This is a genomic window from Myxococcus sp. CA005, assembly GCF_006518205.1.
GTDB lineage: Bacteria > Myxococcota > Myxococcia > Myxococcales > Myxococcaceae > Myxococcus > Myxococcus xanthus.
This window is the reverse complement of record NZ_SRLV01000032.1, coordinates 39,097-58,508: the sequence shown is the minus strand read 5'-3', so window position 1 is coordinate 58,508 and position 19,412 is coordinate 39,097. Positions and strand designations below refer to the sequence as shown.

Genomic DNA, 19,412 nt, shown 5'->3' with positions numbered 1-19,412 from the left:
CCGGGCTACTTCACGCGCTCGATTTTGTACCGGCGGCCCTTGATGCGGCCTTCACTCAGCCGCTGGAAGGCCACCCGCGACACGCGCCGGGCGACGGCGACGTAGGCCACGTGGTCCTGGATTTCAATCTTGCCCACGTCGGTCGCTTCGAGCCCGCCCGCCTCGCCCGTGAGCGCGCCCAGGATGTCCCCGGGCCGCATCTTGTCCTTGCGTCCGGCGGAGATGTAGAGCGTGTCCCACGTGGACTCCAGGGACACCGCGTTGCGAGGATCCGCCGAGGGCAGTGACTCCACGTCCCCACGCTCCAGCTTCACGCCGGTGGCCAGTTGGATGTCGTCCACCTTGCGGCCATCCCGAGGCGTGACGATGGAGACGGCCAGGCCCGCGCGCCCCGCCCGGCCCGTGCGGCCGATGCGGTGCACGTAGGGCTCGGCCTGCATGGGCAGGTCGAAGTTGATGACGGCATCCAGCGCCTCCACGTCGATGCCGCGCCCCGCCACGTCCGTGGCGATGAGCACCCGCGTGCTCTGGTTGCGGAACTTCGCCATCACCCGGTCGCGCTCGAACTGCTCCAAATCCCCCTGGAGCCCGTCCACGCTGACGCCCGACGCGGAGAGCGACTTCTTCAACTCCACCACGGTTGCCTTGAGGTTGCAGAAGACGATGGCGGACGCCGGCTGGTAGTGCCGGAGGATGCGCAGCAGCAGGGCCTGCTTGTCTCCCGGCTCGCAGTCGTAGCGCACCTGCTGGATGTCGGGCCCCGCGGTGGCGGCCTCCACCGTGACGCGGACGGGCTGACGCTGGAAATCGCGGCTCAACGCCTCGATGTCCGGCGGGAAGGTGGCGGAGAAGAGCACCGTCTGCCGCCGCGGCGGCATGGCTCCGAGGATGCGCTCCATGTCCTCGCGGAAGCCCATGTCCAGCATCCGGTCCGCCTCGTCCAGCACCACCGTGGATAACTGCCGCGTCTCCAGCGCCTCGCGGTCCAGCACATCCATCACCCGGCCCGGCGTTCCCACCGCCAGGTGCGCGCCCTTCTCCAGTGCTTCCAGTTGCGGGCGGATGGGCTGGCCTCCCGCGAGCACCAGCACCTGGAGCCCGGGCAGCCGCCGCCCCAACCTGCGAATCTCGCCCGCCACCTGCGCGCACAGCTCTCGCGTCGGACACAGCACCAGCGCCTGCACCTTGCGGTGCTGCAACTGGACCTTCTGGAGCAGCGGCAGCGCGAAGGCCGCCGTCTTGCCGCTGCCCGTCTGCGCCTGGCCGACCAGGTCCCTGCCCTGGAGCAGCACCGGGATGCTCTGCGCCTGGATGGGCGTGGCCGTCTTGAAGTCCAGCTCCTCCAGGACCTGGAGCAGGGGGGGAGATAGCGCAAGCGCGGAAAAGTCCATTCGGGGCCTCGATGAGCGGAGGCACGGAAGGAGCCTCGGGTTCTGCAGGCCCCATGTCACACCCAGCGAAGGCAGGACAAGTGAAGCCGCCGACCTCGCCCGACAGCTCGCACCGGATTGCCCGGCGCACCCTCCGTGAAAAATCAAGCTTTACCTGAAATCACACCCCGCCTGGAGCCTCCATGTCCTCCCTCCGCATCGGACTGGCCATGCGGTCCACCCTTGTGCTCGCCACCGCCGGTGGCGGCATGAAGAGCCGTCCGCCGTGAAACCGCACGCTCCCTGACAGGGCGAGCGGCCGGCAGCGCATGCGCAAGGAAGTCCTGTTAAGTGGTCTATCCAAATCTTCTGGAGAGCCCATATGGAGACGCCTGTCTGGAAGTCCCTGACCCTCGCGTTGCCGCTGATGGCGGCCTGTGGCGGAGCGCCTCAGCAGCAGGAGGAGACATCTGCCAACGCCATGGAGTTACAGCAGGCGCCGCTCACCGCGCCCACCGCCACGGTGCGCTTCCTCAACGGCTGGACGCACTCGCAGCACGGCGCCATCGTCCGCGGCGGCACGCTCGTCGTCGACTACGACCTGTACCGGATGACGGACTGTCACCACAGCACCTACGCCGGCCAGCAGGCGTGGGACACGCTGGCCTATGTCCGCTTCCTCCCCAGCGGCCAGCTCTTCAGCGGCAGCGTGAAGCAGGCCACGGGCAGCACCTCGTTCGTGAACAAGCCCTTCGAGGTGACTGTGCCTTCGGACGCCACGAGCGTGGAGACATGGTTCTTCACCTCCGGCCGCACCTGCGCGCCGAAGTACGACAGCAACTACGGCCAGAACTACGTCTTCCCCGTGGAGGCGCAGTCGCCCTCCGCCGTGGTGTGGGCCGGTGACTGGGGCGGCAGCTTCGCTCGCGACTGCGAGCACCGCGACGGGCTGGCGGACCCCATCGTCATCGACAGCTACGTCATGGAGCGCGCCTGCAAGTTCGTGGACGCGGACGTGTACGTGCCCGGCGTGACGGATGCCGCCACCGCGCGTCCGGAGCTCATCCAGGCGCAGGTGGAGTTCAGCGTGGATGGCGCGGCCACGCAGCACCGGTGGCTGGCCTATCAGGGCCGGGTGGGCAACAACTACCGGTACCGCTGGAACCTCGCCGCGGAACCGCTCGCGTATACGCCGTGGAACGCCTATGCATTCGGGTTCCGATATTCAACGGATGGCGTGAGCTGGTATCGCATCGCGAGCGGCGCGGGCCCCACGGGCGGCACCGCGCGGACCGTGCAGCGTCACTTCTGAGACGGTCCACCTCTGTTGAATGCCGCTGGGGCCCGCGCGATTCAGCGGCATCTCGGAAGAGGCGCTGTGGCAAGAAGTGTTCCCCTGAGAAGGCGAGCGCACTGCTCCCATCATTCCAGCGGGGCCACACCCGGGCCAGGCCCAGGAAAGGGAACGCGAAATGACCGAAGGCACTCCACGCGTGGCGGAGCGGATTTCCACGGGCATTCCAGGCCTCGACACCGTGCTGCACGGAGGCTTCCGCAAGGCCCGCACCTACATGCTGATGGGCCTTCCGGGCTCGGGGAAGACCATCTTCGCCAACCAGGTGTGCTTCCACCACGCGAAGCGCCACGGCGGGCGCGTGCTCTACCTGACGCTGCTGGCGGAGTCGCACACGGAGCTGGTCGGCAACCTCTCCTCGCTGTCCTACTTCGACCCCACGCTGCTGCCCAACGCCATCACCTATCTGAGCGCCTTCACGGTGCTGGAGCAGGGTGGGCTGGATGCGCTGGCGGAGCTCATCCGCAAGGAGACGAAGAATCACCAGGCCACGTTGCTCGTGCTGGACGGACTGGTGGCCGCGGAGGAGGTGGCGCCGTCGCAGCAGGCCATCAAGAAGTTCATCCACGGCCTCCAGGTGGTGACGGGCCTCATGGGCTGCACGACGTTGATTCTCACCACCGGCCGCGGACAAGGCCTGCGCGCCGAGCACACCATGGTGGATGGGTTGATACTGCTCCGGCAGCGCATGTTCGGCGCGCGTGCCGTGCGCGAGCTGTTCGTGCGCAAATTCCGGGGCAGCCCCTATCTGCTGGGCAAGCACAGCTTCGACATCACCCAGGACGGCATCATCATCTATCCCCGCCTGGAGACGCTCGCGGAGTCCGGGCCTCCGCCGGGGCCGCCGCAGGATGCGAAGTGCGCGTTTGGCATCCCCGGGATGGACGCGATGCTGACCGGGGGCATGGCCCAGGGCTCGACGACCATCCTCCTGGGGCCGTCGGGCAGCGGCAAGACGCTGCTGGGACTGAACTTCCTCGCGGAGGGCGCCCGGCGAGGCGAGCGCGTCCACTTCTTCGCCTTCTACGACTCCCCGGAGCGCATGGTGGCGCAGGCGGCGGGCATCGGGCTCGACCTCAAGCCGCTCATCGACCGGGGCGACTTCGAGGTCAGCTTCCGGCCGCCCACGGAGAACCTGCTGGACAAGCTGGGCGTGCAGTTGCTGGACATCATCCGGACCCGCGGCGCGCGTCGGCTCTTCCTGGACGGCTACGACGCGCTCCGCAGGGCGGCCGTCCGGCAGTCCCGCGTGTCGCGCTTCCTGGCCGCGCTGGTCAATGAGTGCCGCATGCGCGGCGTGACGCTGCTCTACTCCGTCGAATCGGTCTCCGCGTTTGGCCCGGAGGTGACCTTCCCGATGAGGGGCATCTCCATGGTGGCGGAGAACATCCTCTTCCTTCGCCAGGCCGAGCTGGACTCCCGGCTGCGCCGCTTCATCACGGTGCTGAAGCTGCGCAACAGCCCGCATGACACCTCCCTGCGCGAGCTGTGCATCAGCACGAAGGGGATGGAGGTGAAGGGTGCCTTCACGGATGTCGAGGCGATGATGACCGGCGTGCCACGGTCGACCACGTGGTCCGAGCCCCGGCATCCTCCCGGCGGCGGGCGCCAGGAGCCTTAGGCATGGGCCCCATCCTCATCGTCGATGACGAGTTCGGCATCGTCGAGGCCATGCGCGACCTCCTGAGCGACGAAGGCTACCGGACCGCCATCGCGCTCAACGGGAAGGAGGCCTTGGAGCGGATGGCCGAGGAGCACCCCTGCCTGGTGCTGCTCGATTACATGATGCCGGTGATGAACGGCCCGGCCCTGCTGGAGGCCATGGAGCGCAATCCCCTGCTGCGTGACATCCCCGTCGTCATGATGAGCGCCAGCCCGCCGGACTACTGGAAGCACCTGCGTTGCGCGGCCTTCCTGCCCAAGCCCTTTTCCCTGGACGAGCTGCTGGTGATGGTGAAGCGCTTCGCCCAGGGCGCCATCCTCCAGTAGCGCGCCTCATCGCCCTGCGGCCTGACAGGCAGCCGACGCTTCCAGGAGAACCGCGTTCCTCCCGAGCGCCCAGCCCCTGGCTTCTGCCAGACTGCGCGCCGTGACGACCTCCTCCAGCCTCTACCGCGACTGTGCCCGCCTCTTCATGGTGGGCTTTCCCGGCACTCACATCGACAGCGAGCTGGCCGCGCTGATGGATGACGGCATCTACGGCGCCATCCTCTTCAAGCGCAACGTGGGCAGCGCCGCGGACACGGCCGCGTTGTGCCACGCGTTGAAAACACGCGCAGGCCGGCCCTTCATCCTGTCGGTGGACCAGGAGGGCGGCCGCGTGGCCCGCCTTCGCGGCGCGCCCTTCACCGCGCTGCCGCCCATGCGGGAGCTGGGGCAGCGCGGCGACGCGGCCCAGGTGGAGCGCGTGGGCCGGCTGCTGGCGTATGAGCTGCGCGCGCTGGGCTTCGACTGGGACTTCGCGCCGGTGCTGGACGTGGACACCAACCCGGCCAACCCCGTCATTGGCGACCGCAGCTTCAGCCGCGAGGCGGAGGAAGTGGCGCGGCTGGGCGTAGCGCTCGCGCGGGGACTGGAGGCGGGCGGCGTGGCTTCGTGTGGCAAGCACTTCCCCGGCCACGGCGACACCACCACCGACAGCCACCTGACGTTGCCGCGGCTGCCGCACGACTTGGAGCGGCTGCGCAGCGTGGAGTTGGTGCCTTTCCGCGCCTTCGCCCAGGCGGGGCTGGCATCCCTGATGACGGCGCACGTCCTCTTCGACGCGCTGGACCCGGGGGTGCCCGCCACCATGAGTCAGCGCGTGCTCCAGGGTGTGCTGCGCGAGGAGTTGGGCTTTGACGGGGTGCTCGTCAGCGACGACCTGGAGATGAAGGCCATTGCCGGCCACTACTCCGTGGAGGAGGCCACGGTGCAGGGCACGCTAGCGGGCGTGGACCTGTTCCTGGTGTGCCACAACGCGGACGTGCAACGCCGCGCCATCGAAGCCCTGGTGAAGGCGGTGGAGTCCGGTCGCGTGTCACGGGAGCGAATCGCGCAGGCGCACCGGCGGCTGGACGCGCTCAGTGCCCGCTTCGCGCACCCGGCGGAGGACCGGCTCGCCCTGCTGGGGAGCCCAGAGCATCACGCGCTGGCCGAGGGGCTCGTCAGCACCTTCACCGGCCGCGACCCGACCGAGGTGATGCTGGCCTCCCGCTGAAGGCGCGGGGGCCGGGGTGCCACGCACGCTCCCGGCGCCCTGCACCGGGAGCGGCTGGAAGGGGCGGCACGAGAAGCCCGCCCCGGTGTGACTTCAGCGGCGGTAGGGGCCACTGCGGTCCTGCCAGCCCAGCGGGCTGTAGCCGCTGTGGTGGCCGCCGCGCTTGCCGCCCAGCGTGGCGCCGTCCTCACCACCCAAGCCATGGGCCGCGGGCGAGTACGCGGCGCCGCCCTCCACGTGGTACCGGTCGTTCATCATCTTCCCGGCGTCGTCCACGATGGAGCGACCCTGGGTGCCGTCGTTCTTCGGCGTGCGCGGGTCGATGCTGGAGCCAATCTGGTCGATAGTGCCGTTGTAGCCCCGGTTCGCCGGCAGCGTCCAAGGCGGCAGCGGCTTGTTGGTGTTGCCGCCCTCGATGTTCTTCATCGAATCGGGCTGGTCACCGCGCTGGGCGACGAGGCTGCCCCGTGGCTCATCAGGCTGACTGCCACCGGTCTCCGGAAGCCCCCGGCAGCCTACGGCCAGAACCGCACCCGCCACCAATGCCGCCGCCGAACCCCACCGCCGAATATTCCGCTCGCGCATGTCGACTCCTCCGAGTCCCTTCAATCTGTTGCTCGTACTTCCCGAAGATGAGGCACGCCGGGCATGGAGACCACGGGGTGACTCCATGTCCGCATGACGCCGGACCGCCCGAACCCCACATATAGCCCCAGCGGCGACCGGGAGCAGCCATCTTCGGCGCTCCCGGCGCCCGCTCCACTGAGGGCTTCTTCTTCGTCGAGGAAGCCCACTTCGAGGTCGCGGGCTGCTTCCCCACCCGGAGCCGCCGGTCCCCATGGCGGATTGCTTGCTGGAAGACGCCTGGGCCGACGTCCTCCCAGCGCGCTACTTCCTGGAGGCCTTCTTCGCCGCCGCGGACTTCTTCGCCACCGCGGACTTCTTCGCGGGCGCCGGCTTCTTCCCGGCCGAGGCCTTCTTCGCAGCCGCGGGCTTCTTCCCGGCCGAGGCCTTCTTCGCAGCCGCGGGCTTCTTCGCCACAGGGGCTTTCTTCGCGGTCGCGGCCTTCTTCGCCGCACGGGGTGCCTTGGCGGCCGGAGCCGCCTTCTTCGCCGTCGCCTTCCTGGTCGCGGCGGACTTCCCCGAGACAGTCTTGCCCGCCGGCGCCTTCTTCGCGGCGGCCACCTTCTTCCCCGCGGGCGCCTTCTTCGCGGCGGACTTCTTCACAGCACCGCCCGCCGCCGGAGCTTCACCCTTCAGCACGGCCAGCACCTCGGCGACGTGGCCGTTCACCTTCACCTTGGGCCACACCTGCTTCAGCACGCCATCCGGGCCGATGAGGAACGTGGCCCGGGTGATGCCCAGGAACTTGCGGCCATAGAGCGACTTCTCCCCCCAGACGCCGTAGGCCTCGGACAACGTGTGGTCCACGTCGGCCAGCAGCGGGAAGGGCAGGTTGAACTTGGTCGCGAACTTCCGGTGGCTCGCGGTGCTGTCCGCGGACACGCCCAGCACCACCGCGCCCGCGGCCTCCAGCGCCGAGTGCTCGTCACGGAAGCCACACGCCTCCACGGTGCATCCGGGGGTGTCGTCCTTCGGGTAGAAGTAGAGGACGACACTCCGGCCCGCGAACTGCGCGAGCGATACCGCGTTTCCATCCTGGTCGGCGAGTTGGAAGGCGGGGGCCTGGTCACCAGCTTGGGGCATGGGCATGCGGGCTCATTAACCACAAAGCCCGCGCCACTCAACGCCCAGCGACAGCGTCCCGCTAGTGCGCGGGGTGCCCCGGCTCACCGCCATGGTCATGACCATGCTCCCCGGGCGGATGGCTGTGGGCCTCCAACCGGACCAGCTCCTTCTGGCAGTCCGTCAGGGCCTGATGCAACGGCTCCCGGTCCGCGCCCTCCGGCGTCTGGCCCAGCCGGATCGCCAGGGCCTCACACGCGGCGCGCTTGGTGTCCACCTCCGACGTCCCGGGGCCCGTGGCGCCCGGCGTGGCCAGGGGGCGCGGCGGCAGCTTTCCCCGCAGGCGACGGATGGCGGCGATCCGCTGCTCCGCTTCCGGGCGAACCTTGGAGTCCTTGGGAATCGCCTCGAAGGCGTTGATGACGGGGTCCCATGCCGGGTCCAGGGGGGACACGCGGCGGTCAATCAGGTCGCGGTAGGACTTCTCTGCGTCCCGGAGCTGGTCGGGGCCCTTGTCGCAGCCAGGCGACAGAAGCAGACAGAGCGCGAGCGGCATGACGGCGGACAGCCGTCGGGTGATCATCCTCATGAAGGGTCGGTTCTCCTCTCCTGCTGGCCTCCCGATTGAAGCACGGCTAGGGTGCCGCGTCGTGCAGCCCATTCTCCTCGCCTTCCTGCTTGGCCTGTCCCAAGGCATGCTCCACGCCGTGGGCCCGGACCACTGCGCCGCCATGGCCACCCTCGGAACCCTGGGGGGAGGCCGGCGCCGCGCCGCCATCGCCACCGCCGTACGGTTCGCGCTGGGACACGCCGTCATGCTGGGCGGCATCGCCGCGCTCTGCATCCTGGCGGGCGTGGGCCTTTCAGAAACCTTCGAGCGCTGGGCCGAGATTTTCGGCGGCGCCGTGCTGGTGGCCCTCGCGGTGGCCGCCCTGCTGTTCCCCAGCAGCCTGGACCACGGACACCCGCACCTGCCCGGCCACACCCAGGAGCCGCACCAGCACGTGCACACGGTGAGCACCACCGCTGGCGCGCTGATGGCCGTCAGCGGCGTGCGCTCGCTGCTACTGGCACTGCCTCCGCTGCTGGTGGGTGGCAGCATGAGCGCGGCCGCATGGATGTACCTGCCCGGCTTCGCGCTGGGCATCCTCATCGGCATGGGCGTGGTGGGGTTGATTTTCGCGGAGGGCATCGCCCGGCTGAACGCGCAAATCACCCGCTGGGTGCAGCGCGTGGTGGCCGTGGGCTCCGGCGCGCTGGGGCTGTTCTGGATTGGCTCGCGGCTGGTCGGCGGCTGAGCCCCGGCGTGGTGTCCCCGCCCATGACGGCGGGGACGGACGGCGCGGCGGCTACCCGCGCTTGTCCAGGATGCCCAGCGACATCATCGCCACCAGGAAGCCGTAGACGACGTGCTCGGGGCGGTTGGCGAAGGCCAGCAGCTCCGCCACGGTGCGATTGCCGTCGATTTTCGGCAGCAGCTCCGCCTCCCACCGCTCCAGCTCCACTTCGTTGAGCTGGTAGGCCGGGGCCACGGCGGGGATGAGGCGGTCCTCCGGCTGGAGCAGGCGCCGCAGGCGCTCCGGCTTGTAGAGCTTCTTGATGCCCCGGACGATGAGGTTGGCCGGGTGCACGTCCAGCTTGATGGACTCCGCGCTCGCCTTCTCCCGGAAGCTCAGCACGTACGTGCCTTCATCCCACGCGAAGAGCGAGTAGATGACGGCCTTCACCTGCTGGCCCACGTAGTAGAGGCGCTCGGTGTCCTTGAGCAGCCCGCGCTCCACCAGCACGTCACCGGTGCGGCGGTTGGACTGCGCGGCCACCGCCGACGCGTCCTGGAGCTGCTCCGGCTTGATCTTCCCCACGCGAACGAGGAATTGACCGAAGCGGTCCGCGAGCAGGTTGGAGAGGGCGAACACCGGCGTGCCCTTCTCGAAGTAGACGACCTTCTTCACCTTGCCCTTCTGCACGCCCAACTCGCCCGTCTCGCGGGAGAGGTAGAAGGCGGTGAGGAGCGAAGGCAGGTTGTCGCGGATTTCACCACGGCGGCTGCCCGGTGCGCCCGCGGGCGGCGGGTCCGGCGGACGGCCCGGCGTGGGCGGACGCACCTGCGTCGCCGGCACCTTCTGCATGGGGCTGGCCGTGAGGTTGGCGCCGCGAATCTCCGCCGTGATGTTGCCGCCGCCCGTCACCTTGATGCGGCCGGTCAGCTCCATGGCGTCCTGCGGGCCTTCCTCCTCCACGTCGATGTCCAGCTCCACCTCGAAGGCGTCCTGGAGCGACGCGGCCGCTGCAGCGGGCTTCTCCGGAGGCAGCACCTTCGTCATCGCCTCGAGCAGCTTCTGAGCCTCGAAGGGTTTCTCGAAGTAGCCGGCGGCCTGGTACTTGGTGCGCGCCTCGACGGCGTGCTTGCCACCCTTGAAGACGCCGGTGATGAAGAGGAGCGGGAGCTGGGGGTTGTCCTTACGCAGCGCGTCCGCGAGGTGGTACCCCATCATGTCGGGCAGCAGGATGTCGAGCACGGCCGCCGCCGGGGGCTGGGCCTTGGCCAGCTCCACCGCCTGCTTGCCGCGGCTCGCACCAATGACCTCGTAGCCCGCCTCCTCGAAGAGCTGCGTGAGGAGGGACAACAGCTCCTGATTGTCATCGACGACGAGGATTCGGGGTGCCATCGCGGGGCGTACCGTACCAGATGCGAAGGGAAGGGTCAGACAATCTGCCCCCGGGTGCTCCAGCCACCGCGGAAGATGCATCCGACCCTCCATGCGGTTAGGGTGACGCCCTCGATGTCCCCCTTCCGCTCCCACCTGCGTCACTTGCTGGCCTGCCTTCCCCTCCTGATGCCCCTCGGGGCCATGGCCCAATCCGACGGGGGGCTCGACGCGGGCCTCCCCGACGCCTCCGTGGGAGAGGGCGGCGCGGACCGGGACAACCCCGAGGGAGACGACAGTACAGGCAGGGTGAATACGTCCTGCCGTAGCAGCCGGGATTGTTCCCCCCGCTTCTCCTGCGATGACGGGCGCTGCCGGTACACTGGCGTGCGCCAGGCAGACCAGCAAGGCTGCGTGCTGGGTGGACAGGCCGCGCTCCTCGTCGTGGGCCTGGCCGCTGTGGGCGGCTACAGGCGCAGGCGTTAGGAGCACACGCATGAGGCTGGGGCTCAAAGCGGACAACCTGCTGGAGCGCGTGGCGGACTGGTTCAACCTGGCCCCACAGCCAGTAGCCCATGCCTTCTTCGGGATGATGGCGTCGCGGACGCTGATGGCCGGCGTGCGGCTGGGCGTCTATGAAGCCCTGACGGACGGGCCCATGTCGGCGGAGACGCTGGCGGCGCGGCTGAAGCTGTCCGAGGAGGGCACTCGCACGCTGCTGGAGGCCCTCATCGCGTGCGAGGCCGTGGAGCGTCAGCGCGGTGGACGCTACCGGCTGGCCCCTCGCGCCAGGCGATGGTTGGACCCACGCTCGCCCCGCTACGTGGGCGCCTTCCTGGAGTTCAACTACGCGCAGTGGGACTGGTGGACCGGGCTGGAGGGCGTGGTGCGCACTGGCCAGGCGGTGGACATCCACGGCTTCGCGCCCGACGACGCACGCTGGCGGGACTACATCCACGCCATGCACCAGATGGCGCGGCTGGCGGCGCCGGAGGTCGTGGCGGCCATCCCCCTGCCCCGGGGTGCGAAGCAGGTGTTGGACCTGGGCGGCGCGCACGGCTGGTTCGCCGCCGAGCTGTGCCTGCGCAACCGGGGACTGAAGGCCACGGTGTTGGATTTGGAAGGCAGCGCCCGCGTGGGCCGGGAAATCATCGCCTCGGCGGGGCTGAGCCACCTCGTCACCCACCGCGAAGGCGACATCCTCACCGCGGAGCTGGGCGGCCCGTACGACGGGGTGATGCTCTTCCAGGTGATGCACCACCTGACCCCCGCCCAGAACGTGGCCCTGCTGCGACGGGTGCGCGCCTCACTGGCGCCCCGAGGGACGCTGGCGGTGCTGGAGTATCTGCGCGAGAACGCCGACACGCCCACCAGTGCGGCGCCGTTGATTGGCTTGCACTACTTCCTCACCTCTGGCGCGGCTGCCTATACGCCCGCCGAGGTGGAAGGCTTCCTGGACGACGCGGGCTTCCGCATCGAGAACAGCCGCCCCATCCGGCACCTGCCCTTGCAGACGCTCCTGGTGGCCCGACTGGACTGAGCGTCCACCCGACCGCTGAACTGGCGTGCCTGCCCGCGGAGGCCTGCCCACCCGGGAGACGCCTGCGCTACCCTGCCCGTCCTTTTGACGGCTCCCGTCACACCGTTGCCCATGCTTCCGCAAACACCACTTCCCGAGGACCCTCCGGACGTCCCTCTCGCTGTCGACCTCGACGGGACGCTGGTACGCACGGACACGCTGCACGAGAACCTGCTCGTCCTCTTCAAACGCGCGCCCTGGCTGCTGTTTCTGGCGCCGCTGTGGGTGCTCAAGGGCAAGGCCTTCTTCAAGGCGGAAGTGGCCCGGCGCGCCGCCCTGGACGCAGCCAGCCTGCCCTACCACGAGGAGTTCCTGACATACCTGCACGAGGAGAAGGCCCGAGGACGCCGGCTGGTGCTGGCCACCGCGGCGGACCGGCGCATCGCCGAAGCCGTGGCCGCGCACCTGGGTCTCTTCTCTGACGTCGTCGCCAGCGAAGCGACGGTGAACCTGTCCGGCGAGCGCAAGCTGGCGAAGCTGAAGGAGCTGCTGGGCACCTTCGACTATGCGGGCAACGACGCGGTGGACCTGCCCTTGTGGCGTGAATGCCGCCGCATCGTCGTGGTCCACGCGCCAGCCGGAGTGCTGAAACAAGCACAAGGCCTGGGCCGCGACGTCCACCGCGTCTTCGAGCGCCCAGCCACCCGACTCCGCACCTGGGTGAAGGCGCTGCGCGTGCACCAGTGGGCGAAGAACGCGCTCGTGTTCGTGCCGCTACTGGCCGCCCACAAGGGCACCGAGCCGGACAAGCTGATTCAGGCACTGCTGGCGTTTACGGCCTTCAGCCTGTGCGCCTCCAGCGTGTACGTGCTGAATGACCTGCTGGACCTGGACTCCGACCGGCGACACCCGACGAAGAAGCAGCGTCCGTTCGCGGCGTGCACGCTCTCGGTGAGCACTGGCGTCATGCTGGCCCCCGTGCTGCTGCTGGCTGGCGCCGCGGTGTGCCTGCTGTTGCCGCCCGCCTTCTCCGCCCTGCTGGGCACCTACTACGTGCTGACGCTGGCCTACTCACTGCGGCTGAAGCAGGTGGTGATGTTGGACGTGCTGGTGCTGGCCGGGCTGTACACGGTGCGCATCTTCGGCGGCGCGCTCGCGGTGGACGTGCCCACGTCCAGCTGGCTGATGATGTTCAGCATGTTCCTCTTCCTCTCGCTCGCGCTGGTGAAGCGACTGAGCGAGGTCCGGCGCCTGCGGCAGTCCAATGAGACGTCCGCGCATGGCCGTGGCTACCTGGCCCAGGACTACGAGCAGCTCGCCAGCCTGGGCGCGGCTTCGGGACAGGTGTCCGTGCTGGTGCTGGCGCTCTACATCACCTCCGATGAAGTGACGGCGCTGTACGGACACCCAGAGCGGCTGTGGCTCATCTGCCCGGTGATGCTGTACTGGGTGGGCCGGGTGTGGCTGCTGGCTCACCGCGGGCTGGTGAACGAGGACCCGCTCGTCTTCGCCCTGAGGGACCGGGTGAGCTACGCCGTGGGGCTCGTGTGCGCGCTGGTGCTATGGGCCGCCACGTGAGAGGTCTGGCGCGATGAAGCCACGGGAGTCCTGGGGGCGTTATCCCCAAGTCGAGCAGCAGACGCACGCCCTGGTGTGGCGCACGGATGCGCTGCCCCGGAAGGACGGTAGCCTGCTGCCCCACGGGCTGGGGCGCAGCTACGGCGACTCATGCCTCAACGCGGGGGGCACGCTGCTGCTCACCTCGGGGCTCGACCGCTTCATCGCCTTCGACCCGGCCACCGGCGTGGTCCGCTGCGAAACGGGCGTGTCGCTGGACACGATTCTGCGCCTGGCCGCTCCGCGCGGCTGGTTCCTGCCGGTGACACCGGGCACCAAGTTCGTGACGGTGGGCGGCGCCATCGCCAACGACGTGCACGGGAAGAACCACCACCGGGGTGGCACCTTCGGCCGCTACGTGCGGCGCTTCGAATTGCTGCGCTCGGACGGCAGCCGTCGGGTGTGCGCGCCGGATGAGAATCCGGACTGGTACGGCGCGACGATTGGCGGCCTGGGCCTCACCGGGCTCGTCACGTGGGCCGAGGTGCAGCTCACGCCCATCAGCAACCCGTACGTGCTCCAGGAGACGGTGCCCTTCGGGAACCTGGATGGGTTCCTCGACGTCGCCCGCGCGTCGGAGAAGGACTACGAGTTCACCATGGCGTGGGTGGACTGCCTGGCCCGGGGCAAGAAGCTGGGACGGGGGCTCCTGTACCGGGGCAACTTCGCGCCGCCACAGTTCGACGGGCTGCCGTTGGCCAGGAGCCACCTGTCGCACGGCGTGGGGCTGGCGGTGCCCATGGACATGCCGGCCTTCTGCCTCAACCGCCTGTCGGTGTCCGCCTTCAACTGGCTCTACTACCACCGGCAGAACGGCAAGCCGAAGCAGCGGCTGACGCACTACGACCCGTTCTTCTACCCGCTGGACGCCATCTACGCGTGGAACCGCATCTATGGCCGGCGCGGCTTCCTCCAGTTCCAATGCGTGGTGCCCTACTCCACCGCGCGGGACGCGCTGAAGGAAATCCTGGAGCGCAGCTCGCGCGGCGGACTGCCCAGCTTCCTCTCCGTGCTGAAGACGTTCGGTGACATTCCCTCGCCGGGGTGGCTGTCCTTCCCGCGCGAGGGCGTGACGCTGGCCATGGACTTCGCAAACCGCGGCGAGAAGACGTGGAAGCTGGTGGAGGACCTGGACCAACTGACGCGGCAGGCGGGCGGCGCGGTGTACCCGGCGAAGGACGCGCGGATGAGCCCGGAGAACTTCGCGGCGTACTTTCCGCAGCGGGAGCGCTTCATGCAGTACGTGGACCCGTCGTTCTCCTCGTCGTTCTGGCGGCGGGTGAATCCGGTGTCCCTGCCCTTTTCCCTGGCCGCGGAGCGAGGCGAGACGGCATCCCCGCCGCCGCGGTCCCTGCTTGCCATCCGCTGACCTTCTTTCCGAGATTCGCTCCCCATGAAGAAAGTGCTCGTCCTCGGCGCCACCAGCGCCATTGCCCAGGCGACGGTGCGGCTCCTGGCCGCGCGCGGGGCCTCGCTGTACCTCACTGGCCGCAACGCGGCGAACCTCGACGCGGTGACGAAGGACGCCGCCACGCGTGGCGCGGCGAAGGTCGCGTCGCAGGTGGTGGACCTGAACGACTTCGACACCCACGAGGCGCTGGTGGAGGCCGCGTACACGGCGCTGGACGGGCTGGACGGCGTGGTGCTGGCGCACGGCGTGCTGGGTGACCAGGCGGAGGCGCAGCGCTCGTGGGCGGCGACGGAGGCGGTGCTGCGCACCAACTTCCTGAGCGCGGTGTCGCTGCTCACAGTGCTGGCCAACCGCTTCGAGGCGCAGAAGGCCGGCACGCTGGTGGTGATTTCGTCGGTGGCGGGTGACCGCGGCCGGCAGAGCAACTACGTGTACGGCGCGTCGAAGGGCGCGCTCAACGTCTTCCTCCAGGGCCTGCGCAACCGGCTGGCGAAATCCAATGTCGCGGTGGTGACAGTGAAGCCGGGCTTCGTCGACACGCCGATGACGGCGCACCTGCCGAAGAACAAGCTGTTCGCCTCACCGGAGAAGGTGGCGCGCGGACTGCTGAGCGCCGCGGACTCGAGGAAGAACGAAGTCTACGTGCCCGGCATCTGGGCGCTCATCATGCTCATCATCCGGACGATTCCGGAGACCGTGTTCAAGCGCATGAAGCTCTGAGCAGGCAGGGCCGCCCTCTGGCGCCGAGACAAGGCCCGTCAGGGGAGCGCCTCCGAAGTAACGGGGGCGACTGGAAAGCACCTGGGATATTCCGGATAGACTGTCGGGCCAGCCCACCATGAGCGCCACGGCCCCACTGTCCTCGGTCCCCGAGCCCCAGCCTGCAGCGTCCGAAGCGAGCGTGACACCTTCCGCGCCCGAAGCCTGGAGTCTCGCGCGGCGGCTGGCCTTCCGCTTCGCCTTCGCCTACCTGGGCCTCTATTTCTTCCCGTTCCCCTTGGACCTCATCCCCGTCCTGGGTGACTTCATCACCTCGTTCCAGGAGGGGCTCTGGAAGGCCGTGGTGCCCTGGGTCGGCAAGCACGTGCTGCGGCTGTCCACGGACATCACCATGATGCCCAACGGCAGCGGCGACACCACGTTCGACTACGTGCAGGTGCTGATGTTCTTCGTCGTCGCCGTGGCGGTGACGGGCGTCTGGTCCGTCATCGACCGGCGCCGCACCGAGTACGTGAAGGCCCACGACGTGCTGCATACGAATGTCCGGTACGTGCTCGCGATGAGCATGCTGTCCTACGGGCTGGCCAAGCTCTTCAAGTCCCAGTTCCCCTTCCCCAGCCCTGAGCGGCTGGTGCAGCCACTGGGGGACTTCTCTCCCATGGGGCTGCTGTGGAACTTCATGGGCTACTCGAAGGGCTACAATGTCTTCACGGGCGGCGCGGAGTTCCTGGGCGGCTGCCTGCTGCTCTTCCGGCGCACAACGACGCTGGGCGCGCTCGTCGTCGCGGGCGTCATGGTCAACGTGGTGGCGCTCAACTTCTTCTACGACGTCCCCGTCAAACTCTATTCGTCCCACCTGCTGCTGATGTCGCTGTTCCTGGTGCTGCCCGATGCCCGGCGGCTGCTCGACGTGCTGGTGCTCAACCGTGCCACGCAGCCTCGCCCGCTCCAGCCGCCGTTCCCACCTTCGCGATGGCTGAGTGGCGCCGGGCTCGTGATGAAGGTCCTGGTGGTGGGCGGCATCGCCTACGGATTTGGGAGCTCGCGGCTGGAGTTCATCCGCAAGTACGGGGACTCCGCGCCGCGTCCCCCATTCTACGGCTACTACACGGTCGACTCCTTCACCCAAGACGGGCAGCACCTGGATGCCACGTCCGGAGACGCCCGGCGGTGGAAGGCGGTGGCCGTCAGCCGCTTCGGCCGGATGAACATCAAGCACCTGGACGACACCGTGAAGTCCTTCGGACTGGAGGAAGACGCACCGAAGAAGACGCTCACCCTCATCGACGGCCAGGACGACACCGCGAAGAAGTTCGTGCTCGCCTACACACGCTCGGACGCGAACCAACTCGTCCTCCAGGGCACGCTCCAGGAGGCCGCCATCGAGGTCCGCCTCACGCGGGTGGATGAGTCCAAGTTCCTCTTGCTCAACCGGGGCTTCAACTGGATTCAGGAGTACCCCTTCAACCGATGACTCAGTCCAGCGCGGGCACGTCGCGGCCCTCGCCGAAGCCCAGGGCCCAGAAGCGCGGCCGGACGGGCTCGCGCGCCAGCAGCCACAGCAGGTGGTACTTCGCCTCGTCCTGGCCATCCAGCGCGAGCGCGAAGGTGCCGTAGTGCATGGCCACCGACGTGGCCGAGCGCAGCACCTTGTGCGCCTGGAGGGCTTCCACCGGCCCCATGTGGACCGGACGGAAGGCGGTGGGCCGGTAGGCGCCAATGGGCAGCACCGACAGCCGCATGGGACCGAAGCGCTCGGCCATCATCGCGAAGTGGGGACCGAAGCCCGTGTCGCCCGCGAAGAAGACCGGCCCGCCGGATGTGGCGAGGACGTAGCCCGCCCAGAGCGTCGCCGCGCTGTCGGTGAGCCCGCGGTTGGAGCGGTGCTGCGCCGGCACCGCCGTCACCGTGCGGCCCGGCGCCACCTCCGTGGACTTCCACCAGTCCAGCTCCACCACGTGCCGGAAGCCCTCGCCGTCCAGCAGCGCCTTGTTGCCCAGGCCCACGATGAAGCGCGGATGGTGCGCCTCCTCCAGGCGCCGCAGCGTCGGCAGGTCCATGTGGTCGTAGTGGTTGTGACTCACCACCACCACGTCGATGGGCGGCAGGTCCTCGAAACGGATGCCCGGAGGCCGCACGCGCCTGGGGCCGATGAAGGGCACCGGGCTCGGACGGTCCGAATAGATGGGGTCCGTCAGCATGTTGAGCCCGTCCGCCTGGACGAGCACGGTGGCGTGGTTGATGAACGTCACCCGGAGCTGTCCCGGCCCCACGCGCTCCGGAGGCGGCTTGCCTGGAGCGAATTCCTCATAGTCCCGCCACGGGCCGCGAGGCCCCTTGCGCAGCGCCTTGAAGACCTCCTCTGGACTCAGGCGATTGATGGGCTCCAGGTTCTGGAACTGCTCACCGTCGAAGTGCTCCGTCACCGGGCCCTGGTGGCGGGGGCCCGCGAAGAGGCAGCCCCCAAGCCACGGTGCTGACAGCAGCAGCACCAGCGACAGGAGTTTCGTCATGGGCCGGGAAGAACGGTCCAGGGACATGGGTGCGGTGCTCCATTCAGACAGGACTGGGAAGACGCCCGCGCGGCCCGGGCTCGACGTCCATGTCTCGGCGCGACAGTGGACCGGGTTTGCGCCCGTCCGGCAACCGGCAACTCCCGTCTGGGGACGCCACTGCACAGCGGGTGTCACGCACCGGCGTCGGGCGGAGGAGAACGCCAACGCCTCCGCGCCCCTCAGTCCCCCGCTCACGTCACGACGGCGTGCAGGATGCGCTCGAACAGCCAGGGCGTCTTCCCCAGCAGCCGCACCACGGGACGGCGAAGCCAGGGCCGTCGCGCCAGCATGAGCAGCGCGCCTGTCGACCGGGAGTACTTGCGGAAGACCCGCTGGAAACACTGCTCGTAAGGCATCAGCGCCTCGCGCGTGGCGCCATGGACGAGCGCCTCCGGTAGCAGGTTCCCCAGCGACTCCGCACACACGAAGGCCAACGACAGGCCCTCTCCGGTGATGGCGTCCACGTAGCCCGCCGCGTCTCCCACCAGCGCGAAGCGGTCGGCGATGCGCGCTCGGGCCACCCGGGCCAGCGGTCCCGCGCCGCGGGGCTGGGAGTCCGGCTCCGAGCCAGAGAGCCGCTCCGACAGTTTGGGGAAGCAGGCCAGCAGCGTCTCGAAGCTCACCCGCCCTTCCACCACGCCGTCCTCCCAGAGGAAGGCCAGGCCCACGCGCCGCACGCCCGTGGGCGTCACGTAGGCCTCCACGCCATGCGCGAAGTGAATCTCCACATAGGGCGTCCACGGCGCGACCTGGAAGTGTCGTCGCAGGCCGAAACGGCGCGGCCCCGTCGGCTCCACCTCCAGACCTTCCGCGCGGCGCAGCGGTGAAGCCAGCCCGTCCGCGGCCACCAGCATCGCGGCCTCCACCGGGCCTTCGGCCGTATGCAGCACCACGCCATTGCCATCCCGCTGGTGGGACAGCACCTGCGTGCGCTCGCGCAACTCCACGCCCACCGTGCGCGCCCGCGACACCAGCGCCGTGGCCAGCGCCACGCGCCGCACGCCCAGCGCGCCCTTGCCTGGGAACTTGCCCTCCGCCGTGCTGCCATCTTCCTGGACGTAGCGGATGCCCACGAAGGGATGGCTGCCCTGGTCATCCAGCAGAGGCAGGACGCCCAACCGCTCCAGCACCGCCATGCCGGGAGGCAGCAGCCCTTCGCCACAGGCTTTGTCCACCGGCGAGGTGCCGCGCTCCAGCACCACGGTGTTCAGCCCACGCAGCGTGGTGGTGATGGCCACCGCCAGCCCCGCGGGTCCTCCGCCCACCACGGCGACGTCGTACCGCTTCACGGCGTGGACTCCTCCGGGACTCGCATCCCCATGATGGCATGTCT

The 19,412-nt window shown here is 69.1% G+C and carries 18 protein-coding genes; 11 read left to right on the top strand and 7 right to left on the bottom strand.

Annotated elements, in window-relative coordinates:
- Nucleotides 1–5 precede the first annotated feature (5 nt).
- The gene (gene dbpA / locus FMQ63_RS16550) at nucleotides 6–1,391 is read right to left on the bottom strand and encodes an ATP-dependent RNA helicase DbpA (protein ID WP_011556543.1); all 1,386 of its coding nucleotides are present in this window, start codon (nucleotides 1,389–1,391) and stop codon (nucleotides 6–8) included.
- Nucleotides 1,392–1,752: 361 nt separating this feature from the next.
- On the opposite strand from dbpA, the gene FMQ63_RS16545 reads away from it, so the two are divergent.
- The 4 genes from FMQ63_RS16545 to nagZ all read left to right on the top strand — a co-directional run bounded on the left by FMQ63_RS16545 (nucleotide 1,753) and on the right by nagZ (nucleotide 5,923).
- Nucleotides 1,753–2,682: a DUF6209 family protein gene (locus FMQ63_RS16545; protein WP_011556544.1), complete on the top strand. Its 930-nt coding sequence runs from the start codon at nucleotides 1,753–1,755 to the stop codon at nucleotides 2,680–2,682.
- A gap of 160 nt (nucleotides 2,683–2,842) precedes the next feature.
- On the top strand, nucleotides 2,843–4,345 hold the full coding sequence (locus tag FMQ63_RS16540; protein WP_011556545.1) for an ATPase domain-containing protein: 1,503 nt from the start codon (nucleotides 2,843–2,845) through the stop codon (nucleotides 4,343–4,345).
- Between the two features lie 2 nt (nucleotides 4,346–4,347).
- A complete protein-coding gene (locus FMQ63_RS16535; RefSeq protein WP_011556546.1) occupies nucleotides 4,348–4,713 on the top strand; it encodes a two-component system response regulator in 366 nt (121 codons plus the stop codon).
- Nucleotides 4,714–4,813: 100 nt separating this feature from the next.
- Nucleotides 4,814–5,923: a beta-N-acetylhexosaminidase gene (gene nagZ, locus FMQ63_RS16530; protein ID WP_011556547.1), complete on the top strand. Its 1,110-nt coding sequence runs from the start codon at nucleotides 4,814–4,816 to the stop codon at nucleotides 5,921–5,923.
- Between the two features lie 93 nt (nucleotides 5,924–6,016).
- On the opposite strand, the gene FMQ63_RS16525 is transcribed toward nagZ, so the two are convergent.
- The 3 genes from FMQ63_RS16525 to FMQ63_RS16515 all read right to left on the bottom strand — a co-directional run bounded on the left by FMQ63_RS16525 (nucleotide 6,017) and on the right by FMQ63_RS16515 (nucleotide 8,192).
- On the bottom strand, nucleotides 6,017–6,508 hold the full coding sequence (locus tag FMQ63_RS16525) for a hypothetical protein (RefSeq protein ID WP_011556548.1): 492 nt from the start codon (nucleotides 6,506–6,508) through the stop codon (nucleotides 6,017–6,019).
- Between the two features lie 303 nt (nucleotides 6,509–6,811).
- Entirely contained in the window at nucleotides 6,812–7,630 is an 819-nt protein-coding gene (gene bcp, locus FMQ63_RS16520) for a thioredoxin-dependent thiol peroxidase (RefSeq protein ID WP_225909570.1), read from the bottom strand.
- A 61-nt stretch (nucleotides 7,631–7,691) separates the two neighbouring features.
- A complete protein-coding gene (locus FMQ63_RS16515) occupies nucleotides 7,692–8,192 on the bottom strand; it encodes a hypothetical protein (RefSeq protein WP_011556551.1) in 501 nt (166 codons plus the stop codon).
- A gap of 67 nt (nucleotides 8,193–8,259) precedes the next feature.
- Here FMQ63_RS16515 and FMQ63_RS16510 point away from each other — a divergent pair, with 67 nt between their 5' ends.
- Nucleotides 8,260–8,907, top strand: coding sequence for a hypothetical protein (locus FMQ63_RS16510; RefSeq protein ID WP_026113860.1), 648 nt, complete (start codon nucleotides 8,260–8,262; stop codon nucleotides 8,905–8,907).
- 51 nt (nucleotides 8,908–8,958) lie between these two features.
- Here the strand turns inward: FMQ63_RS16510 and FMQ63_RS16505 are convergent, their stop codons facing one another.
- Nucleotides 8,959–10,278: a response regulator gene (locus tag FMQ63_RS16505; RefSeq protein WP_026113861.1), complete on the bottom strand. Its 1,320-nt coding sequence runs from the start codon at nucleotides 10,276–10,278 to the stop codon at nucleotides 8,959–8,961.
- A gap of 75 nt (nucleotides 10,279–10,353) precedes the next feature.
- Between FMQ63_RS16505 and FMQ63_RS16500 the strand changes: the two genes are divergently transcribed.
- From FMQ63_RS16500 to FMQ63_RS16475, 6 genes are all read left to right on the top strand, one after another.
- Nucleotides 10,354–10,743 (top strand): MXAN_6627.5 family MYXO-CTERM protein, encoded by a 390-nt coding sequence (locus FMQ63_RS16500; RefSeq protein ID WP_338424002.1) that lies wholly within the window; start codon nucleotides 10,354–10,356, stop codon nucleotides 10,741–10,743.
- A 10-nt stretch (nucleotides 10,744–10,753) separates the two neighbouring features.
- Nucleotides 10,754–11,797 (top strand): class I SAM-dependent methyltransferase, encoded by a 1,044-nt coding sequence (locus FMQ63_RS16495; RefSeq protein WP_020480681.1) that lies wholly within the window; start codon nucleotides 10,754–10,756, stop codon nucleotides 11,795–11,797.
- Nucleotides 11,798–11,908: 111 nt separating this feature from the next.
- Nucleotides 11,909–13,354, top strand: a complete 1,446-nt coding sequence (locus FMQ63_RS16490; protein WP_171452232.1) for a UbiA family prenyltransferase — start codon at nucleotides 11,909–11,911, stop codon at nucleotides 13,352–13,354.
- Nucleotides 13,355–13,367: 13 nt separating this feature from the next.
- Nucleotides 13,368–14,762: an FAD-binding oxidoreductase gene (locus FMQ63_RS16485; RefSeq protein ID WP_011556556.1), complete on the top strand. Its 1,395-nt coding sequence runs from the start codon at nucleotides 13,368–13,370 to the stop codon at nucleotides 14,760–14,762.
- 24 nt (nucleotides 14,763–14,786) lie between these two features.
- Entirely contained in the window at nucleotides 14,787–15,524 is a 738-nt protein-coding gene (locus FMQ63_RS16480) for an SDR family oxidoreductase (RefSeq protein WP_011556557.1), read from the top strand.
- Nucleotides 15,525–15,642: 118 nt separating this feature from the next.
- On the top strand, nucleotides 15,643–16,998 hold the full coding sequence (locus FMQ63_RS16475) for a DoxX family membrane protein (protein WP_011556558.1): 1,356 nt from the start codon (nucleotides 15,643–15,645) through the stop codon (nucleotides 16,996–16,998).
- Between the two features lies 1 nt (nucleotide 16,999).
- Here FMQ63_RS16475 and FMQ63_RS16470 read toward each other — a convergent pair whose 3' ends face one another.
- Together FMQ63_RS16470 and FMQ63_RS16465 are read right to left on the bottom strand one after the other, a co-directional pair.
- Nucleotides 17,000–18,037, bottom strand: coding sequence for an MBL fold metallo-hydrolase (locus tag FMQ63_RS16470; RefSeq protein ID WP_225909573.1), 1,038 nt, complete (start codon nucleotides 18,035–18,037; stop codon nucleotides 17,000–17,002).
- 233 nt (nucleotides 18,038–18,270) lie between these two features.
- The gene (locus FMQ63_RS16465) at nucleotides 18,271–19,368 is read right to left on the bottom strand and encodes an NAD(P)/FAD-dependent oxidoreductase (RefSeq protein ID WP_011556560.1); all 1,098 of its coding nucleotides are present in this window, start codon (nucleotides 19,366–19,368) and stop codon (nucleotides 18,271–18,273) included.
- Nucleotides 19,369–19,412 lie beyond the last annotated feature (44 nt).

Bases quoted from the DNA above. Each gene is read 5' to 3' on its own strand.
- FMQ63_RS16485 (WP_011556556.1), top strand. From the start codon at position 13,368: ATGAAGCCACGGGAGTCCTGGGGGCGTTATCCCCAAGTCGAGCAGCAG.
- FMQ63_RS16480 (WP_011556557.1), top strand. From the start codon at position 14,787: ATGAAGAAAGTGCTCGTCCTCGGCGCCACCAGCGCCATTGCCCAGGCG.
- FMQ63_RS16535 (WP_011556546.1), top strand. From the start codon at position 4,348: ATGGGCCCCATCCTCATCGTCGATGACGAGTTCGGCATCGTCGAGGCC.
- FMQ63_RS16475 (WP_011556558.1), top strand. From the start codon at position 15,643: ATGAGCGCCACGGCCCCACTGTCCTCGGTCCCCGAGCCCCAGCCTGCA.
- FMQ63_RS16515 (WP_011556551.1), bottom strand. From the start codon at position 8,192: ATGATCACCCGACGGCTGTCCGCCGTCATGCCGCTCGCGCTCTGTCTG.
- FMQ63_RS16495 (WP_020480681.1), top strand. From the start codon at position 10,754: ATGAGGCTGGGGCTCAAAGCGGACAACCTGCTGGAGCGCGTGGCGGAC.
- FMQ63_RS16540 (WP_011556545.1), top strand. From the start codon at position 2,843: ATGACCGAAGGCACTCCACGCGTGGCGGAGCGGATTTCCACGGGCATT.
- FMQ63_RS16490 (WP_171452232.1), top strand. From the start codon at position 11,909: ATGCTTCCGCAAACACCACTTCCCGAGGACCCTCCGGACGTCCCTCTC.
- bcp (WP_225909570.1), bottom strand. From the start codon at position 7,630: ATGCCCCAAGCTGGTGACCAGGCCCCCGCCTTCCAACTCGCCGACCAG.
- FMQ63_RS16500 (WP_338424002.1), top strand. From the start codon at position 10,354: ATGCATCCGACCCTCCATGCGGTTAGGGTGACGCCCTCGATGTCCCCC.
- FMQ63_RS16525 (WP_011556548.1), bottom strand. From the start codon at position 6,508: ATGCGCGAGCGGAATATTCGGCGGTGGGGTTCGGCGGCGGCATTGGTG.
- FMQ63_RS16545 (WP_011556544.1), top strand. From the start codon at position 1,753: ATGGAGACGCCTGTCTGGAAGTCCCTGACCCTCGCGTTGCCGCTGATG.
- FMQ63_RS16470 (WP_225909573.1), bottom strand. From the start codon at position 18,037: ATGACGAAACTCCTGTCGCTGGTGCTGCTGCTGTCAGCACCGTGGCTT.
- dbpA (WP_011556543.1), bottom strand. From the start codon at position 1,391: ATGGACTTTTCCGCGCTTGCGCTATCTCCCCCCCTGCTCCAGGTCCTG.
- FMQ63_RS16505 (WP_026113861.1), bottom strand. From the start codon at position 10,278: ATGGCACCCCGAATCCTCGTCGTCGATGACAATCAGGAGCTGTTGTCC.